The sequence below is a fragment of the Streptomyces sp. NPDC057280 genome (genome assembly GCF_042668605.1).
Classification (GTDB): Bacteria; Actinomycetota; Actinomycetes; order Streptomycetales; family Streptomycetaceae; genus Streptomyces.
This window is the reverse complement of the sequence record NZ_JBHUYR010000003.1, coordinates 1,008,334-1,023,751: the sequence shown is the minus strand read 5'-3', so window position 1 is coordinate 1,023,751 and position 15,418 is coordinate 1,008,334. Positions and strand designations below refer to the sequence as shown.

The window sequence follows — 15,418 nt, the reverse complement described above, 5'->3', positions numbered from 1 at the left end:
TTGGTGGATCAGCAGCCCAGTCCTTGTGTGCGGCCGTGAGCTTGCACACAGATCGTCCAGAGGGGTGCTTCCAACTCGCCTTGTGTGCCGGTGGGTTGACGGGGCGTCTGTTCCGGTCGCTGTTTGCGGAACGTAAGGATCCGGGCATGTTTTTGTTTCAACAATGGCCTTTCCGGCTTTCGTCCCGTTCACTCGGGACCGTCCCCCGCAAGGCAGTTCGGAGTATGGAAAGCATGTACGGATATGTCCAATTCTTCCGAGAAGTCTGAAGTCCCGATAAATCCGCACACAGTTAGCGTCGCCGAGGTGATCCCGGGTGACCTGGTCGCGCTGTCGCCCGAGGACGTGGAGCGGCAGCGCTGGTACGTCGTCACCCACACGCTGCCCGAGTCCCCGGAGACCATCCGGATGTCGTTGCGGCCGCCCCTCGGTGGGGTGGATCGCGAGGAGGTGCTGGGGCGGGAGCGGGCGGTCACCGTCGCCTGTCATCGGCTGGACGTGGCCGCCGTGCCCCGGCTGTCGTCGCCGGCGCTCGACGATGTCGAGTTCCGGGACGGGGACCGGGTGGCCTCGGTACGGGCCGTCGATCCGCGCGCCGTCGAGGTGACGTACGTACGGCGTTGGGGTGTCTGGCACCGGGATCTCGATGTGTGTGCGGAGGAGCCGGTCGCGGACGGGCAGGTGCGGCAGTGGGCTCGGGACGCCGATCGGGAGGGGTACGTCGTACGGCATCACCCTCGGGCCCTGCGCGAAGCCGCTGCCGGTGGGCCGCGGCGGGTCGTCGTCACCGGGCTCGGGGCCGTGACTCCCCTCGGGGTGGGCGTGGACGAACTGTGGCGGGGGCTGCTCGACGGGCGGCACGGGATACGGGAGTTGGACGGGGAGGAGTTCGGCGAGCTGCCCGTGCGGGTCGCCGGGACCGTGCCCGTCGATCCTGCCGATCTGCTGCCGCGGGCCGCCGCCCGGCGGATGAACCGGGCCGCCCAGTTCGCGGTGCTCGCCGCGCGGGAGGCATGGGCCGACGCCGGGTTCGTGGACGGGGGGACCCGGGAGAGCGGGCTCGACCCCGCGCGGGTCGGGGTCAGTCTCGGGGCCATCCTCGGGGACGCGTCCGTGCTCGTCGGTGGCGATCGGAAGCTGCGGGACAAGGGGCCTCGGAGTGTCTCGCCGCTCACCACACCGATGACCGTGCCCTCACAGGCCGCCTCGCAGGTCTCCCTCGATCTGCACATCACCGGGGAGGCCCGGACGGTGACCAGTGCGTGTGCCTCCGGCACCGAGGCCATCGGGCAGGCGATCGACCGCATACGGTACGGCCGTGTCGACGTCGCCCTCGCGGGCGGTGCGGAAGCCGTCGTGACGCCGGCGATCATGGCGTCGTTCGCCTCGATGCGGGCGTTGTCCCAGGCGGGGTTGGGGGAGGGGCGCTCGCCGTCGCGGCCGTTCGCCAAGGACCGGGGCGGGTTCGTGAACGGGGAAGGCGCGGGAGTCCTGGTTCTGGAGGCCGAGGAGCATGCCCTCGCCCGGGGCGCGCGGATCTACTGCGAGGCCGCGGGGTGGGGGCTGTCGGCCGACGCGCATCACATGGCCGCGCCCGATCCGTCCGGGAGCGGGGTCGCGCTCGCGTTGCGGCGGGCGGTGCGGGATGCCGGGGGGCACGTGGTGGACGTCGTACACGTGAACGCGCATGCGACCGCGACGGTGGAGGGGGATCTGGCCGAGGCGGGGGCGCTGCGGGCCGTCCTCGGGAACCGGAACCTGTCCGTGCCCGTCACCGCGCTCAAGGGGCACCTCGGGCATCTGCAGGGGGCCGCGGGCGGGGTCGAGGCGGTTGCCGCGGTGCTGACGTTGCATCACGGGGTGGTGCCGCCGACCGTGGGGTGTGCGGAGGTGGACGACGAGGTGGAGCTGGACGTGGTGACGGGCGCTCCGCGGGAGCTGCCGGTCGGCGGGGATCTGGCGCTCAGCAATTCGTTCGGGTTCGGGGGGCACAACGCGGTGCTGGCGTTGCGGCGAATGGGTTGAGGGGAGGGACGGGGAGGAGGACGAGCAGGAGGAGGCGGAGGGGCTGAGGGGCTGAGCTGTGTTCGGCACCGCCGGGCCGGCACGTCGTGGCTCAGCGCCGTCGCGGCGGGTGAAAGAGGCCGGCGAGGCCAAGAGCAACGCGGTCAGGCCGAGCGTTTGCGGGGTGTTGTCTTCTTTGCCGTCGTCTTCTTCGCCGAAGCCGAGGCCGACTTCGAGCTCGGCTTCGAAGTCGAGCTCGAGGTCGCCTTCTTCGCCGAACCCGATGCCGAGGCCGACGTCGTCTTCTTCGCCGTCGTCCTCTTCGCGGCCGTCTTCTTCGTCGCCGTCGACTTCTTCGCCGAGGCCGACGCCGAGGTCGCGGCCTTCTTCGACGTCGACTTTCTCCCCTGCGCCGGCTTCGGCGTCGTACGGGACGACGTCTTGCGCTGCGGGAGCTGTCTGACCTCCGCCGGTTCCTCGCCGCGGGACTCCTTCGCCTCGCGCACGCTCTTCTCCAGGGCCGCCATGAGGTCGAGCACCTTGCCGCCCCGCGCCGGTTCCGGGGCCTCCGGCGGGGTCTCGCCTGCGGCCTTCGCGGCGACGACCTCCTCCAGCGCCTCGCGGTACTCGTCGTGGAGGTCCTCGAGGTCGATCTCGCCCAGGGTGTCCATCAGGGCGTCGGCAAGGTCGAGTTCCTTGTCGTTGACCGTGACCTTGGTGTCCGGCGCCACCCCCTGCGGGGCCCGCACCTCGTCCGGCCACAGCAGCCCGTGCATGGCGATCGCGTCCTCCACCACCCGCAGCATCCCCAGCCGCTCCCTGCCCCGCAGCGCGAACTTGGCGATCGCCACCTTGTTGCTGCGCTTCAGCGCCTCCCTCAGGAGGGTGTACGGCTTGGCCGCCGGGGCGCCGCCCGCCGCCAGGTAGTACGCGGCATCCATCTGGAGCGGGTCGATCCGGTCGGCCGGCACGAAGGCCACGATCTCGATGGTCTTCGCCGTCGGGAGGGGGAGGTGGGACAGGTCCTCGTCCGTGATCGGGATGATCGTGCCGTCCGCGTCCTCGTACCCCTTGCCGATCTCGGCCCCGCTGACCTCCTTCTCCTCCAGCTCGCAGACCTTGCGGTAGCGGATGCGGCCGCCGTCCTCCAGATGGATCTGGCGGAAGGAGATCGAGTGACTCTCGGTGGCGTTGACCAGCTTGATCGGGATGCTGACCAGGCCGAACGAGATCGCGCCGTTCCATATGGATCGCACGGTCGGCATCCTTTCGTCAGCTAACAGGCGGTATGAGCCGATTTGCGTGAGATTCTCATCGTATGACGCCTATCACGGAGGTGGCGGGGCGCCGGCTCGCGCTCAGCAACCTGGAGAAGGTGCTGTATCCCGCGACCGGGTTCACCAAGGGCGAGGTCCTGCACTACTACGCGACCACCGCCGACGCGCTCCTCCCCCACCTGCGGGACCGGCCGCTGTCCTTCCTGCGCTACCCGGACGGGCCCGACGGGCAGGTGTTCTTCGCCAAGAACGTGCCGCCGGGTACACCCGACTGGGTCACCACCGCCGAGGTGCCGCGGTCGGAGGGGCCGGCGCGGATGGTCGTCGTACAGGATCTGGCGTCGCTGATGTGGGCGGCGAACCTCGTCACCGAGTTCCACACGCCCCAGTGGGTGGTCGGTGATCCGGCCGCGGCCGATCGGATCGTGTTCGATCTCGACCCCGGGCCGCCCGCCTCCGTCGTCGAGTGCTGCGAGGTCGCGCTGTGGCTGCGGGAGCGGCTCGCGGCGGACGGGATCACGGCGTACGCCAAGACGTCCGGGTCGAAGGGGCTGCATCTGCTGGCGGCGGTGCGGCCGACGCCGTCCGAACGGGTGACGGAGTACGCCAAGGAGCTGGCCGTCGCGGCCGAACGGGCCATGCCGAAGCTCGTCGTGCACCGGATGACACGGAGCCTGCGCCCCGGGAAGGTGTTCGTCGACTGGAGCCAGAACGCGGCCCGGAAGACCACCGCGACCCCCTACACCCTGCGCGCCCGCTCCGAGCCGACCGTCTCCGCGCCGGTCACCTGGACGGAGGTCGAGGAGTGCCGGTCGGCGTCTCAACTCGCCTTCCTCGCCACGGACATGGGGCCCAGAATCCAGGACTACGGCGATCTGCTGGCGCCGCTCTCCGACGCCCGGTCCGCCGGACGGCTGCCCTAGGGCCCGTCCTGGCTTCCCGCTCCGCGCCGACGGGCACAGATGGTGATCAATGGGGACATCTCTCATCGCATCACCAGCACCGAAGGAGCAGCCACCGGCCATGCGCGCCCGACCACCCTCCCCCACCCGCTCCCGCACCCGCACCCGCACCCGCACTCGCGCCCTCCGCCGAGCCCTGCTCGTCGGGCTCACGGCGCTCTCCCTCTCCGCCGCGCCCTGCGCCTCCGCCGCCCCGGCGCCCGACAAGCGCCCCGGCGCCGACGTCATCACCGACTGGAACAGCACCGCCGTCGCCGTGATCGCCGACGACGCCAGGCGGCCGACCGCCGAGCCGTTCCTCTGGTACGGCTTCGTCCACGCGGCCGTCTACAACGCGGTCGTCGGGATCGAGGGCCGTTACGCCGAGTACAAGTGGGACGTACGAGGCCCCCGGCACGCCTCCTCCGAGGCGGCCGCCGCCACGGCCGCGCGGCGGGTGCTGCTCACCTACTTCCCGGCGTCCAAGGTGCGCATCGAGAACGCGTACACCGCGTCCCTCGCCAAGATCCCGGACGGAACGGCCCAGAAGCAGGGCATCCGGTTCGGGGAGCTGGCCGCCGAGCGGCTCATCGAGCTGCGCGAGGAGGACGGGCGCGGAGAGAGGGTGACCTTCGCCCCGGAGCCCGCCCCGGGTGTCTGGCGTCCCGCCCCGCCGACGTACAGCCCCGCCGTGAACGCCTGGCTGGGCAAGGTGCGGCCGATGCTGTCCGACGACCCGGAGCAGTTCATGCCGGGTCCGCCGCCCGCTCTGACCTCGAAGCGCTACGCCCGCGACCTCGCCGAGACGAAGGCGATGGGCGGGAGGAGCGGCAGCGCGCGGAGCGCGCGGCAGACCGAGACCGCGCTCTTCTTCTCGCACCCGCTGCCCCAGCAGCTCCAGGCCGGGTACCGCGACCACGTCACCCGGCGCAAGCTCGACATCGTCGACGCCGCCCGGCTGTTCGCGGCGGCCAACACCGCCGCCGCCGACGCGACGATCACCACCTGGAACGCCAAGTTCACCTACGCCCTCTGGCGCCCGATCCACGCGATCCGGCTCGCCGGCACCGACGGCAACCCGGCGACCGAGGCCGACCCCGACTGGACACCGCTGCTGAACACCCCGCCGTACCCGGAGTACATCGGCGGGCACTGCGCCAACGACGGCGCCGTCATGGCCGTACTCGACCGGCTGACCGGCGGGGACATCGACCTGCGGCTGTCGTCGACGCCGACCGGGACGACGCGGACGTACAAGAGGTCGGCCGACTTCCACCGGGACACGATCAACGCCCGCATCTGGAGCGGCATCCACTTCCGCACCGCCGACGAGGTCGGCACCCGGATCGGCAGGGACATCGGCGACTGGGCGATGGACCACTACTTCCAGCCGCTGCGGTAGCCCGGTGGCTACACCCGCGTCCAGGTGTTCCGGTCCCGCGCCATCGCGTGCAGGGCCTCCACGTCCGCCGGTTTCAGCACCCCGCCGAGCCGGGCCAGGCTCTCCACCTCGGTGTCCGCGATGACGCGGACCTCGCGCGGCGGGGCGGTGATCCGTAGGTCCGCCGGGCCGACGACGGCGAGGACCGGGTGGACCTCGGCGGTCAGCGCGTAGGAGGCGCGGTCGGCGTCGGCGCGGACGCGGCGCAGCAGCGGGCGGGGGTCGTGGCGGCCCAGGGCGACCATGGGGTCGGCGACCGTCACCCGCTGCTTGCGGGCGTGCAGGGTGTGGATCGCGAAGAGGCCGCCCGGGCCGATCGCCAGGTGGTGGACGCGGTCGCCGCCGGGGAGCGGGACCGAGTGCAGGGCGTGCCAGCCGGCGCCGTCGAGTCGGTCGAGGGCCTCGCCCACGGCCTGCTCGGCCAGCAGGGCCTTGCGGCGCGGGTCGGGGCGGAGCCGGTGCGGCGGCCCTGGGTCACGGTCGAGGGCGATCTGGAGGGCCTCGCCGGGGCGGTTGGGCGCCAGGTCGTCGTCCGGGTGGAGGGTGAGCCGGGCCAGTTCCGCGGGGGTCGGGACGGGAGGCGGCCCCACCGCGACCGGGCCCGTCAGGAACGGGCCGAGCACCTCCAGGACGTCCTCCCTGCTCGCCTCGCTGAGCAGGTTCACCCGGGCTGCCTCCCTGTCGTACCAGGCGACGTTCCGCCCGTCCGTCAGGCACACGTAGAGCCGCTCCTGGCCGTGCCGCCAGGTCGGTATGACGCGCAGTCCGCTCATGCACCATCACCCCCCGACCATGGGAACAGGCGGGGTGCTCCAGGGGCAAGAAGGCGGTTACCTTTGGGGAAGGTCGGCAGGGTGGTGGGGTGTGGGGAGTTGGGGAGGCGTTGTTGCGTACCCGCAGGAAACAGCCCGACGTACCGGCCCCGGACCGCCCCTGGAACGAGATCGTGCCCGGCCTGTGGATGGGCGGGCACGAGTTCAGGGGCCCCTCGGGGCAACGGGAGTTCGCCGTCGTACGGGACGAGTTCGACCTCGTCCAGACCCTGTTGAGGCTGCCGGGGCACGGGCCCGACCCCGGCGTGGAACATCATGTGTGGCCGATACCCGACGGGCCCCTGGACGGGACCCAGCTCGCGGGCGTGATCCGGCTGGCACAGGCCGCGAGCGAGGCGATCGACGAGGGCCGCAAGGTCCTCGTCCGCTGTTATCACGGCTACAACCGCTCGGGGCTGGTCGTGGCGCACGCCCTGATCCGTGCCGGGCACTCCGCCGAGGAGGCGATCCGCACGATCCGGGAACGCCGATCGCCCTGGGCGCTGCACAACGACCTGTTCGTCGACTACCTGCGGGCCGGACTGCCCACGGCACGGCTGCTGGAGGAGCTGGCCGAATGACGCCCGTCCCGGACGGGTGCGCAAAAAGGACTTCCGTACGAATAAGGTGTACGGGCCGGTAGTCGTCCCGGAGACGGGTCGGCGTCCTCCCGGAGACGGGTCGGCAGTCGTCCCGGGGAGGGGTCGGCAGTCGTCCCGGGGAGGAGTCGGCGTCGTCCCGGAGACGGGCCGGCAGTCGTCCCTCGCCGCCCAGTTCCCCCCGTCCGCCCCTGGAGCACAGTGCCACGCCCCGTCCGTACCGCCCTCGCCACCGCCCTGCTGCTGGCCACCGCCGCGGGCTGCGGTGACGCGGGCGGTCTCCAGACAGCGGGGTCCACCCCGACCGCGACCAGCCCGGCGAAGCTGTGGCCGCAGCTGACTCCGGCGTCGAGCCCCGCCTGGAACTACGACGACGGCGAGGCCGAGGTCATGAAGGGCATCGCCGTGCCCGGCGGCGACGTGCGCAAGGTGGACCCGGTGGCCGTGGTGAAGGCGGAGATCCGCCAGCACCCGGACGACTACTCCGGCTCCAAGGCGACCTACCGCGAGACGACCCGGCGGATGGCCTCATGCGGCCGGACGCCGGCGGACGGCCGGTGCCCGGTCCTCAAGGCGTACTACCGCGATCTCACCGGCGACGGCCACGCGGATCTGACGCTGGGCTTCCGGCTGCTGCCGGGCAACCAGACCGCCGTCCGCGTCTACACCGTCCAGGGCGGCCGGCTGGTGCAGGTCATGAGCAACGACGACGCGGTGAGCCAGGTCGAGCTGGCCGGGCACTCGGTGATCATCCACGCGCCGTCCGACCTCGCGGACTACGAGTACCGGTTCCAGTGGACCTGGGACCCTGACCAGCGCGTCTTTCTGCTCACCCACGACGAGATGCTGCACCTCGGCAAGGGGCCGAAGGCCTCCCCGTCCCCCTCCCCGTCCCCCTCGGCGACCCCCTGATGAGGCTCGCGCTCCCCCGGTGGACCGGCACGCTCGCCCTCAAGGCCCTCGCCTTCATCACCGTCATGTGCTGTGCGCTGGCCGCGCTGCTCGGCATCCTCGTGCATGTCTCGGTGACCGATCAGACCGTCGGCCAGGCCCGTGACCTGGCGCTGTCCCGGCTGGCGGACGCGACCGAGGCGTACGAGGCCGGGGACAGCCTGCTGCCGGGTGCGGGCGTCGACCCGCCGGGGCTGCCCGCGTCGCTGCGGGCGCTGGCGGTGGCGGGCCACCGGGGCACGATGGTCGCCGATCACGAGGGGCGCCCCACGATGTGGGCGGCCGGTCCCGCCGACCACGACCGGGCCCTCGCCGTCGTCGTCGACTACTCCCAGCAGGCCCGCACGATCAACGCGCTCGACCGGGCCATCCTGTGGTCCTCGGCCCTCGCCATCGGGGCGACGCTCCTGGTGGGCGCGTTCGCGGTGACCCGGGTGACCCGGCGGCTGCACGCCACCGCGCGGGTGGCGCGCCGGATCAGCCGCGGTGACCTGGACGCGCGCGTCGACGATCCGCGCACGAAGGACCCGACGCGGCCGCAGGACGAGGTGGCCGCGGTGGCCGCCGCGCTGGACTCCATGGCGGCCTCCCTGCAGGGCAAGCTGCTGAGCGAGCAGCGGTTCACGGCCGACGTGGCGCACGAGTTGCGCACGCCGCTGACGGGGCTGCACGCGGCGGCGGAGCTGCTGCCGCCGGGGCGGCCGACGGAGCTGGTGCGGGACCGGGTGGCCGCGCTGCGGACGCTGACGGAGGATCTGCTGGAGATCTCGCGTCTGGACACCGGGCGGGAGCGGCTGGATCTGGACGCGGTGTCGCTCGGGGCGCTGGCGGAGCGGGTGGTGCGGGCGTCGGGGACCGACACGGAGGTCAGGGTCGTGCACAGCGTCGTCGTGGAGACCGACCGGCGGCGCCTTGAGCGGGTGGTGGGGAACCTGGTGGCCAACGCGCACCGGCATGGGCGGGCGCCGGTGTCGCTGACCGTGGACGGGCCGACGGTGACGGTGCGGGACCACGGGGACGGGTATCCGGAGTATCTGGTCGAGCACGGGCCCCAGCGGTTCCGGACGGAGGGGGGATCGAAGGGGCACGGGCTGGGGTTGACGATCGCGGTCGGGCAGGCGGAGGTGCTGGGGGCGGAGCTGTCGTTCCGGAACGCCGCCGACGGAGGAGCGGTCGCCGTACTCACTCTGCGCGGCACCCCGCGCCCCTGACGGCCCAGTCAGAAAGGCGGCGCCGAACCACCCCTCCTAATGTGGCGATTAGTCAAGTTCGCCCCCTTCGTGGAGGTTCGCTCATGTCCCTGCGCTCCCGTCTCTCCATATCCCTCGCCGCCGGCGCCCTGCTCGCCGCCGCTGCCGCCGTGCCCGCCGTCGCGAACGACGACTGGGACGGCGAACGCGGCGACTGGGGGCAAGGGCAGGGGCAGCAGCACCAGCAGCACAACCCGCGCCTGTACAAAGGCGTGGTCACGGCGAGCTCGCTGAATCTGCGCAGCGCGCCGAACCGCGGGTCGCAGATCATCCGGACCGCGCACCGGGGCGAGATCGTCTCGATCTTCTGCAAGACGCCCGGCCAGACCATCAACGGCAACCCGCTCTGGTACCTCCTCACGGACGGCACCTGGGCGTGGGGCGCGGCCCGGTACATCGACAACATCGGGGCGGCGCCACGCTGGTGCTAGGAAGACCAGGGAGATTGCGAAGACAAGTCTCCCTATTTGGGTAGGTTCCGGACATGACGAAGGCCGGAATCACCGTGGTGCGAGCGGATCCCCCCGCTCCCGCCGTCCGCCTCCCCCGGCGCCGGGGCATCGAACTCGCCCTCATCGTGGTCGCCGTACTGCTCTCCGTGTACGGCTACTGCGCGGTCGGCCTGGCCCGACACGGCACCGTCCCGCCCGGCGCCGCCGGTTACGGCGCCGGGCTCGGCGTGCTCGCGCTGGTCGCGCATCTCGCGGTGCGCTACCGGGCGCCGTACGCCGACCCGCTGCTGCTGCCGATCGGCGTGCTGCTCAACGGACTCGGTCTGGTCCTCATCTACCGGCTCGACCTGGAGACCCCGGGCGACCGGGCGGCGCCCACCCAACTCGTGTGGTCAACGGTCGGCGTGGCGCTGTTCATCGTCACCGCGCTGTTCCTGCGCGACTTCCGGGTGCTCCAGCGGTACTCCTACGTGTGCGTCGCCGCGGCCCTCGCGCTGCTCGTCCTGCCCATCGCCTTCCCGGCCGTGAACGGGGCCCGGATCTGGATCCGGATCGCCGGGTTCTCCATCCAGCCGGGCGAGTTCGCGAAGGTGCTCCTCGCGGTCTTCTTCGCCGCCTATCTCGCCGCCAACCGCAACGCGCTCGCCTTTGCCGGGCGCCGGATCTGGCGGCTCCAGCTGCCGACCGGGCGGGTGCTCGGGCCGATCGTGGCGATCTGGCTGCTGAGTGTGGTGGTGCTGGTCCTGGAGCGGGACCTCGGGACGTCGCTGCTGTTCTTCGGGCTGTTCGTGGTGCTGCTGTACATCGCCACCGGGCGGACCGGGTGGATCGCGGTGGGGCTGCTGCTGGCCTCGCTGGGCGCGGTCGCGGTCGGCTGGCTGGAGCCGCATGTGCACAGCAGGGTGCAGGACTGGCTGCATCCCTTCGCCACCATCGAGGCCGGCCAGGGCCCCAACCAGCTGTCGCAGTCGCTGTTCGCGTTCGCCGCGGGCGGCACCATGGGCACCGGGCTCGGGCTCGGGCACTCGATCCTCATCGGCTTCGCCGCCAAGTCGGACTTCATCCTGGCGACGGCCGGCGAGGAGCTGGGACTGGCCGGACTGTCGGCGATCTTCCTGCTGTACGGGCTGCTCGTGGAGCGCGGCTACCGGGCCGGGCTGTCGTTGCGTGACCCCTTCGGGCGGTTGCTGGCGGTCGGGCTCGCGTCGATCGTCGCCCTGCAGGTGTTCGTCATCGCGGGCGGTGTGACCGGGCTGATCCCGCTGACCGGTATGGCGATGCCGTTCCTGGCGCAGGGCGGCTCGTCGGTGGTGACCAACTGGGCGATCGTGGCCCTGCTGATCCGGGTGAGCGACTGCGCGCGCAGCCAGTACGACGGGGAGGTCGCCGCATGACGCGGAACATCCGGATGACGCGCCATATCCGGCACGCCGCCTGCTTCTGCGCCCTGCTGCTGGTGGCGCTCCTCGTCAACGCCGCCCGCATCCAGGTCTTCCAGGCCCCCGCCTACGACGACAACCCCGCCAACCGCCGTACCGCGATCTCCCGTTACGGCCAGCCGCGCGGTGACATCCTCGTCGGCGACGCCCCGGTCACCGGCTCGAAGGACACCGACGGGCGGCTGCGCTACGAACGGACCTATCCGAAGGGCCCGTTGTACGCGCCGGTGACCGGCTTCGCCTCGCAGATCTACGGCACGACCTTCCTGGAGCACGCCGAGGACGGCCTCCTCTCCGGCACCGACCCGATGCTGTCGGCGTTCCCCCTCTGGAACGACCTGACACGGCGCCAGAACCCGGGCGGCAACGTCGTCACCACCATCGACCCCGCCGCCCAGCAGGCCGCTTACGCGGGACTCGCCGGACGGAGGGGCGCGGTGGCGGCCGTGGAGCCGTCGACCGGACGCATCCTCGCGCTGGTGACCAGTCCGTCGTACGACCCGCAGGTGCTCTCGGGGAACGACGCGGCGGTGGAGCGGTCCTGGGCGCGGCTGAACGCGGACCCGGACAAGCCGATGCTCAACCGGGCGGTACGGCAGACCTATCCGCCGGGGTCGACGTTCAAGGTCGTCACGCTGGCCGCCGCGCTGGACGCGGGCGTGGTGACGGACGTCGACGAGGTGACCGACTCCCCCGACCCGTACACCCTGCCGGGCACCACGACCTCGCTGACCAACGAGGCCACGGGATGCGAGGACGCTCCGATCCGGGCCGCGTTCATGTGGTCCTGCAACACGGTGTTCGCGCGGCTCGGCGTGCGGGTCGGGGTGAGCGACATGGCGACCACGGCGGCGCGGTTCGGCTTCAACGACACCGGGCTCGGGATTCCGTACTCCGTCGCGGAGTCGACCTTCGACGTGTCCGTCGACAAGGCGCAGCTCGCGCTGTCGTCGATCGGGCAGTACAACACGCGGGCGACGCCGCTGCAGATGGCGATGGTGTCGGCGGCCGTCGCCAACGGCGGGCAGATCCGGTCGCCTTACCTGGTGGAGCGGACGACCCGGTCGGGCGGCACCACGGTGTCGACGGCCGGCTCGCGGCCGGTGCGGCAGGCGATGCATCCGGCGACCGCGGTCCGGCTGAAGGAGCTGATGGAGGAGGTGGTGACCGAGGGCACCGGCACGAACGCCGCGATCCCCGGCGCGATCGTCGGCGGCAAGACCGGCACCGCCCAGCACGGTGTCGACAACTCCGGTACGCCGTATGCCTGGTTCATCTCCTGGGCGCAGGGCGAGCGCGATCTGGAGCCGAAGGTCGCGGTGGCCGTGGTGGTGGAGGACGCGGAGGCGGACCGGGGGGAGATCAGCGGGGGCGGGGACGCGGCGCCGATCGCGCGGGCGGTGATGGAGGCGGTGCTCACCGACTGAGACGGGGGTAGGCGGCGGGCCGGGTCCCGACCTACCGTTCGGTACATGACTTCAGCCGCCGTGTACGAACTCGCCCAGGTCAACATCTCACGCCTCAAGTTCCCGCTGGACTCACCGGAGTTGAAGGACTTCGTCGACGCACTGGACCCGGTCAACGCCTCCGCGGAGGCCGCCGACGGTTATGTCTGGCGCCTCCAGTCGGAGGGCGGCGACGCGACCGACATCAAGGTCTTCGGCGACGACTGGCTGATCATCAACCTCACGATGTGGCGGGACACCGACGCGCTCACGGCCTTCATGTACCAGGGGCAGCACCGCGAGATGCTCTCCCGCCGGCGCGAGTGGTTCGAGAAGGTGGAGGAGGCGATGACGGCTCTGTGGTGGGTACCGGCCGGCCACCGCCCGACGGTCGCCGAGGCCGAGGCGCGGCTGCTGCACCTGCGCGCCAACGGGCCGACGCCGTACGCCTTCACACTCCGGACGTCCTTCCCGGCACAGGGGGCGGAGCCGGTGTCGTTCGCGGTGCCGGAGGACTTGGGCTGCGGGGTCTAGCCACGGCTCCAGGGTCAGTGCCACTCGGGCTCCTCGGTCCGGCGGGCGGCGGCTCCGTTCACCGGGCTCCCCGGTCGATGGCGTCCCGCACTTCCGCGACCCGGTCATGCTCCTCCGCCGCGAACCGCTCCGCATCCAGTCTCTCGGCGACCTCCTCGTCCTGGGCCATCAGCAGGTCGAGGTTGGAGTCGCCCATCTCGAAGACGCCCATGTCGACGTAGGCCTGCTGGAGGCGCTTGCCCCACAGGCCGATGTCCTTGACGCACGGGACGATGCGGGAGAACAGCAACTGGCGGAACAGGGCGAGGAATTCGGACTGCTCGCTGTACTCCTCGGCCTCGGCGGTGGGGATGCCGAAGTTCTCCAGGACCTCGACGCCCCGGAGCCGGTCGCGCATCAGGTGGCAGCCCTCGATGACGAATTCCTCGCGCTCTCGGAGTTCGGCGTCGCTGAGCTGCCGGTAGTAGTCCCGCAGTGCCATGCGGCCGAAGGCGACGTGCCTGGCCTCGTCCTGCATGACGTACGCGAGGATCTGCTTCGGCAGCGGCTTGTCCGTCGTGTCGCGGATCATGCCGAACGCGGCGAGTGCGAGGCCCTCGATGAGGACCTGCATGCCGAGGTACGGCATGTCCCAGCGGCTGTCGCGGAGGGTGTCGCCGAGCAGGGACTGGAGGTTGTCGTTGATCGGGTACAGCATCCCGATCTTCTCGTGCAGGAACCGCCCGTAGATCTCCGCGTGCCGGGCCTCGTCCATCACCTGGGTCGCCGAGTAGAACTTCGCGTCGAGGTCGGGGACGGACTCGACGATCCGCGCGGCGCAGACCATGGCGCCCTGCTCACCGTGCAGGAACTGGCTGAACTGCCAGGAGGCGTAGTGCTGCCGCAGCTCGCCCTTGTCCTTCTCCGTCAGCTTCGCCCAGTGCTTGGTGCCGTAGAGGGACATGGACTCGTCGGGGGTGCCGAGGGGGTCGTACGGGTCGACGTCGATCCCCCAGTCGATGCGTTTCTGCCCGTCCCACTGCTTGTCCTTGCCCTTCTGGTAGAGCGCGAGGAGACGGTCGCGACCATCGTCGTACTCCCAGCTGAAGCGCGCCGCGCCGGTCGCCGGCACCTGCCAGTGGGGGTCTTCCGGATCTGTGGCGTACAGGTCGAAAGTCGGCATGTCCCGCAGGCTGCCCCTTTGTAGACGCGGGGTCAACAAGTAGCGCGCGGGGGATTGACGGGCTTGCTGACAAGCAGTCTCATAACCTCATGACGACGTTGACGGACGCCGAAGCGCTCGCGGGCCTCCGCGACGCGCTCGGCCTGCTCAAGGACCGGGAGCAAGTGGCCGAGCGGCTGCTCGACTCCTCCGCCAAGCACTCCTTCGACCCCGACAAGGAACTCGACTGGGACGCGCCCTACGAGGAGGGCAAGTGGTTCTGGCCGCCCGAGCTGGTGTCGCTGTACGACACCCCGCTGTGGAAGCGGATGAGCGAGGAGCAGCGGATTCTGCTCTCGCAGCACGAGGCCGCGGCGCTGGCCTCGCTCGGGATCTGGTTCGAGCTCATCCTCATGCAGCTGCTCGTGCGGCACATCTACGACAAGGCGGCGACGAGTGCGCATGTGCGCTACGCGCTGACCGAGATCGAGGACGAGTGCCGGCACTCGAAGATGTTCGCGCGGCTGATCTCGCACGGCGACACTCCGTGGTACCCGGTGAGCCGGGCGCACCAGCAGCTGGGCCGCCTGTTCAAGACGATCTCGACGACCCCGGGGTCCTTCACGGCGACGCTGCTCGGTGAGGAGGTCCTCGACTGGATGCAGCGGCTGACGTTCCCGGACGAGCGCGTGCAGCCGCTGGTGCGGGGGGTCACCCGGATCCATGTCGTGGAGGAGGCGCGGCACGTGCGGTACGCCCGCGAGGAGCTGCGGCGGCAGATGGTGACCGCGCCCCGGTGGTCGCAGGAGTTCACCCGGGTGACGTCCGGGGAGTTCGCGCGGGTGTTCTCGGTGGCGTTCGTGAACCCCGAGGTCTACACGAACGTGGGGCTGGACCGGCGGGAGGCGCTGGCGCAGGTGAAGGCGAGCGGGCACCGGCGGGAGGTCATGCAGACGGGGGCGAAGCGGCTGACGGACTTCCTGGACGACATCGGGGTGCTGCGGGGGGTGGGGCGGCGGTTGTGGAAGTCGTCGGGACTGTTGGCGTAGGTGCAGTCTGCCGGCCCAGGGGGCGGGACTGTATCGACATGCGGCTCCGCCGCGTGGGCGCGACCAGCCACGACGCACCCGCA

Annotated in this window: 14 protein-coding genes; 11 read left to right on the top strand and 3 right to left on the bottom strand. The window is 71.4% G+C overall.

Features of this window, described 5'->3' with window-relative positions; translation table 11 throughout:
• Window positions 1-243 precede the first annotated feature (243 nt).
• The gene (locus tag ACFUO4_RS23310; protein WP_383487679.1) at window positions 244-2,025 is read left to right on the top strand and encodes a beta-ketoacyl-[acyl-carrier-protein] synthase family protein; all 1,782 of its coding nucleotides are present in this window, start codon (window positions 244-246) and stop codon (window positions 2,023-2,025) included.
• A 143-nt stretch (window positions 2,026-2,168) separates the two neighbouring features.
• On the opposite strand, the gene ACFUO4_RS23305 is transcribed toward ACFUO4_RS23310, so the two are convergent.
• Window positions 2,169-3,269 (bottom strand): Ku protein, encoded by a 1,101-nt coding sequence (locus tag ACFUO4_RS23305; RefSeq protein ID WP_179143605.1) that lies wholly within the window; start codon window positions 3,267-3,269, stop codon window positions 2,169-2,171.
• Between the two features lie 53 nt (window positions 3,270-3,322).
• Between ACFUO4_RS23305 and ligD the strand changes: the two genes are divergently transcribed.
• Entirely contained in the window at window positions 3,323-4,204 is an 882-nt protein-coding gene (ligD, locus tag ACFUO4_RS23300; protein ID WP_383487676.1) for a non-homologous end-joining DNA ligase, read from the top strand.
• 100 nt (window positions 4,205-4,304) lie between these two features.
• Window positions 4,305-5,624, top strand: a complete 1,320-nt coding sequence (locus ACFUO4_RS23295) for a vanadium-dependent haloperoxidase (RefSeq protein ID WP_383487673.1) — start codon at window positions 4,305-4,307, stop codon at window positions 5,622-5,624.
• Window positions 5,625-5,632: 8 nt separating this feature from the next.
• On the opposite strand, the gene ACFUO4_RS23290 is transcribed toward ACFUO4_RS23295, so the two are convergent.
• Window positions 5,633-6,436, bottom strand: coding sequence for a nuclease-related domain-containing protein (locus tag ACFUO4_RS23290; protein ID WP_383487670.1), 804 nt, complete (start codon window positions 6,434-6,436; stop codon window positions 5,633-5,635).
• Between the two features lie 113 nt (window positions 6,437-6,549).
• Here ACFUO4_RS23290 and ACFUO4_RS23285 point away from each other — a divergent pair, with 113 nt between their 5' ends.
• The 7 genes from ACFUO4_RS23285 to ACFUO4_RS23255 all read left to right on the top strand — a co-directional run bounded on the left by ACFUO4_RS23285 (window position 6,550) and on the right by ACFUO4_RS23255 (window position 13,145).
• On the top strand, window positions 6,550-7,056 hold the full coding sequence (locus ACFUO4_RS23285; protein ID WP_059192347.1) for a dual specificity protein phosphatase family protein: 507 nt from the start codon (window positions 6,550-6,552) through the stop codon (window positions 7,054-7,056).
• A gap of 219 nt (window positions 7,057-7,275) precedes the next feature.
• A complete protein-coding gene (locus ACFUO4_RS23280) occupies window positions 7,276-7,986 on the top strand; it encodes a hypothetical protein (RefSeq protein WP_383487666.1) in 711 nt (236 codons plus the stop codon).
• Window positions 7,986-9,236: an ATP-binding protein gene (locus ACFUO4_RS23275; protein ID WP_383487663.1), complete on the top strand. Its 1,251-nt coding sequence runs from the start codon at window positions 7,986-7,988 to the stop codon at window positions 9,234-9,236. Before ACFUO4_RS23280 ends, ACFUO4_RS23275 begins: the two co-directional genes overlap by 1 nt.
• 83 nt (window positions 9,237-9,319) lie before the next feature.
• Window positions 9,320-9,706 (top strand): SH3 domain-containing protein, encoded by a 387-nt coding sequence (locus ACFUO4_RS23270; protein WP_079311604.1) that lies wholly within the window; start codon window positions 9,320-9,322, stop codon window positions 9,704-9,706.
• Between the two features lie 53 nt (window positions 9,707-9,759).
• Complete coding sequence (locus tag ACFUO4_RS23265; RefSeq protein ID WP_383487660.1) at window positions 9,760-11,121, top strand: FtsW/RodA/SpoVE family cell cycle protein; 1,362 nt, start codon at window positions 9,760-9,762, stop codon at window positions 11,119-11,121.
• A 14-nt stretch (window positions 11,122-11,135) separates the two neighbouring features.
• The gene (locus ACFUO4_RS23260; RefSeq protein WP_383487934.1) at window positions 11,136-12,593 is read left to right on the top strand and encodes a penicillin-binding transpeptidase domain-containing protein; all 1,458 of its coding nucleotides are present in this window, start codon (window positions 11,136-11,138) and stop codon (window positions 12,591-12,593) included.
• 45 nt (window positions 12,594-12,638) lie between these two features.
• Window positions 12,639-13,145 carry a DUF3291 domain-containing protein gene (locus ACFUO4_RS23255; protein ID WP_383487657.1) on the top strand — a complete coding sequence of 169 codons (507 nt, stop codon included), beginning with the start codon at window positions 12,639-12,641 and terminating at the stop codon, window positions 13,143-13,145.
• A gap of 58 nt (window positions 13,146-13,203) precedes the next feature.
• On the opposite strand, the gene ACFUO4_RS23250 is transcribed toward ACFUO4_RS23255, so the two are convergent.
• Complete coding sequence (locus ACFUO4_RS23250; RefSeq protein WP_383487654.1) at window positions 13,204-14,307, bottom strand: ferritin-like domain-containing protein; 1,104 nt, start codon at window positions 14,305-14,307, stop codon at window positions 13,204-13,206.
• Between the two features lie 89 nt (window positions 14,308-14,396).
• On the opposite strand from ACFUO4_RS23250, the gene ACFUO4_RS23245 reads away from it, so the two are divergent.
• Window positions 14,397-15,335 carry a diiron oxygenase gene (locus tag ACFUO4_RS23245; protein ID WP_383487651.1) on the top strand — a complete coding sequence of 313 codons (939 nt, stop codon included), beginning with the start codon at window positions 14,397-14,399 and terminating at the stop codon, window positions 15,333-15,335.
• Window positions 15,336-15,418: the final 83 nt, after the last annotated feature.

What these genes read in the sequence shown, in the direction of transcription:
- ACFUO4_RS23290 (WP_383487670.1), bottom strand. Translation starts at nt 6,436, where the DNA reads ATGAGCGGACTGCGCGTCATACCGACCTGGCGGCACGGCCAGGAGCGG.
- ACFUO4_RS23305 (WP_179143605.1), bottom strand. Translation starts at nt 3,269, where the DNA reads ATGCCGACCGTGCGATCCATATGGAACGGCGCGATCTCGTTCGGCCTG.
- ACFUO4_RS23260 (WP_383487934.1), top strand. Translation starts at nt 11,136, where the DNA reads ATGACGCGCCATATCCGGCACGCCGCCTGCTTCTGCGCCCTGCTGCTG.
- ACFUO4_RS23295 (WP_383487673.1), top strand. Translation starts at nt 4,305, where the DNA reads ATGCGCGCCCGACCACCCTCCCCCACCCGCTCCCGCACCCGCACCCGC.
- ACFUO4_RS23270 (WP_079311604.1), top strand. Translation starts at nt 9,320, where the DNA reads ATGTCCCTGCGCTCCCGTCTCTCCATATCCCTCGCCGCCGGCGCCCTG.
- ACFUO4_RS23265 (WP_383487660.1), top strand. Translation starts at nt 9,760, where the DNA reads ATGACGAAGGCCGGAATCACCGTGGTGCGAGCGGATCCCCCCGCTCCC.
- ACFUO4_RS23250 (WP_383487654.1), bottom strand. Translation starts at nt 14,307, where the DNA reads ATGCCGACTTTCGACCTGTACGCCACAGATCCGGAAGACCCCCACTGG.
- ligD (WP_383487676.1), top strand. Translation starts at nt 3,323, where the DNA reads ATGACGCCTATCACGGAGGTGGCGGGGCGCCGGCTCGCGCTCAGCAAC.
- ACFUO4_RS23245 (WP_383487651.1), top strand. Translation starts at nt 14,397, where the DNA reads ATGACGACGTTGACGGACGCCGAAGCGCTCGCGGGCCTCCGCGACGCG.
- ACFUO4_RS23310 (WP_383487679.1), top strand. Translation starts at nt 244, where the DNA reads ATGTCCAATTCTTCCGAGAAGTCTGAAGTCCCGATAAATCCGCACACA.
- ACFUO4_RS23255 (WP_383487657.1), top strand. Translation starts at nt 12,639, where the DNA reads ATGACTTCAGCCGCCGTGTACGAACTCGCCCAGGTCAACATCTCACGC.
- ACFUO4_RS23275 (WP_383487663.1), top strand. Translation starts at nt 7,986, where the DNA reads ATGAGGCTCGCGCTCCCCCGGTGGACCGGCACGCTCGCCCTCAAGGCC.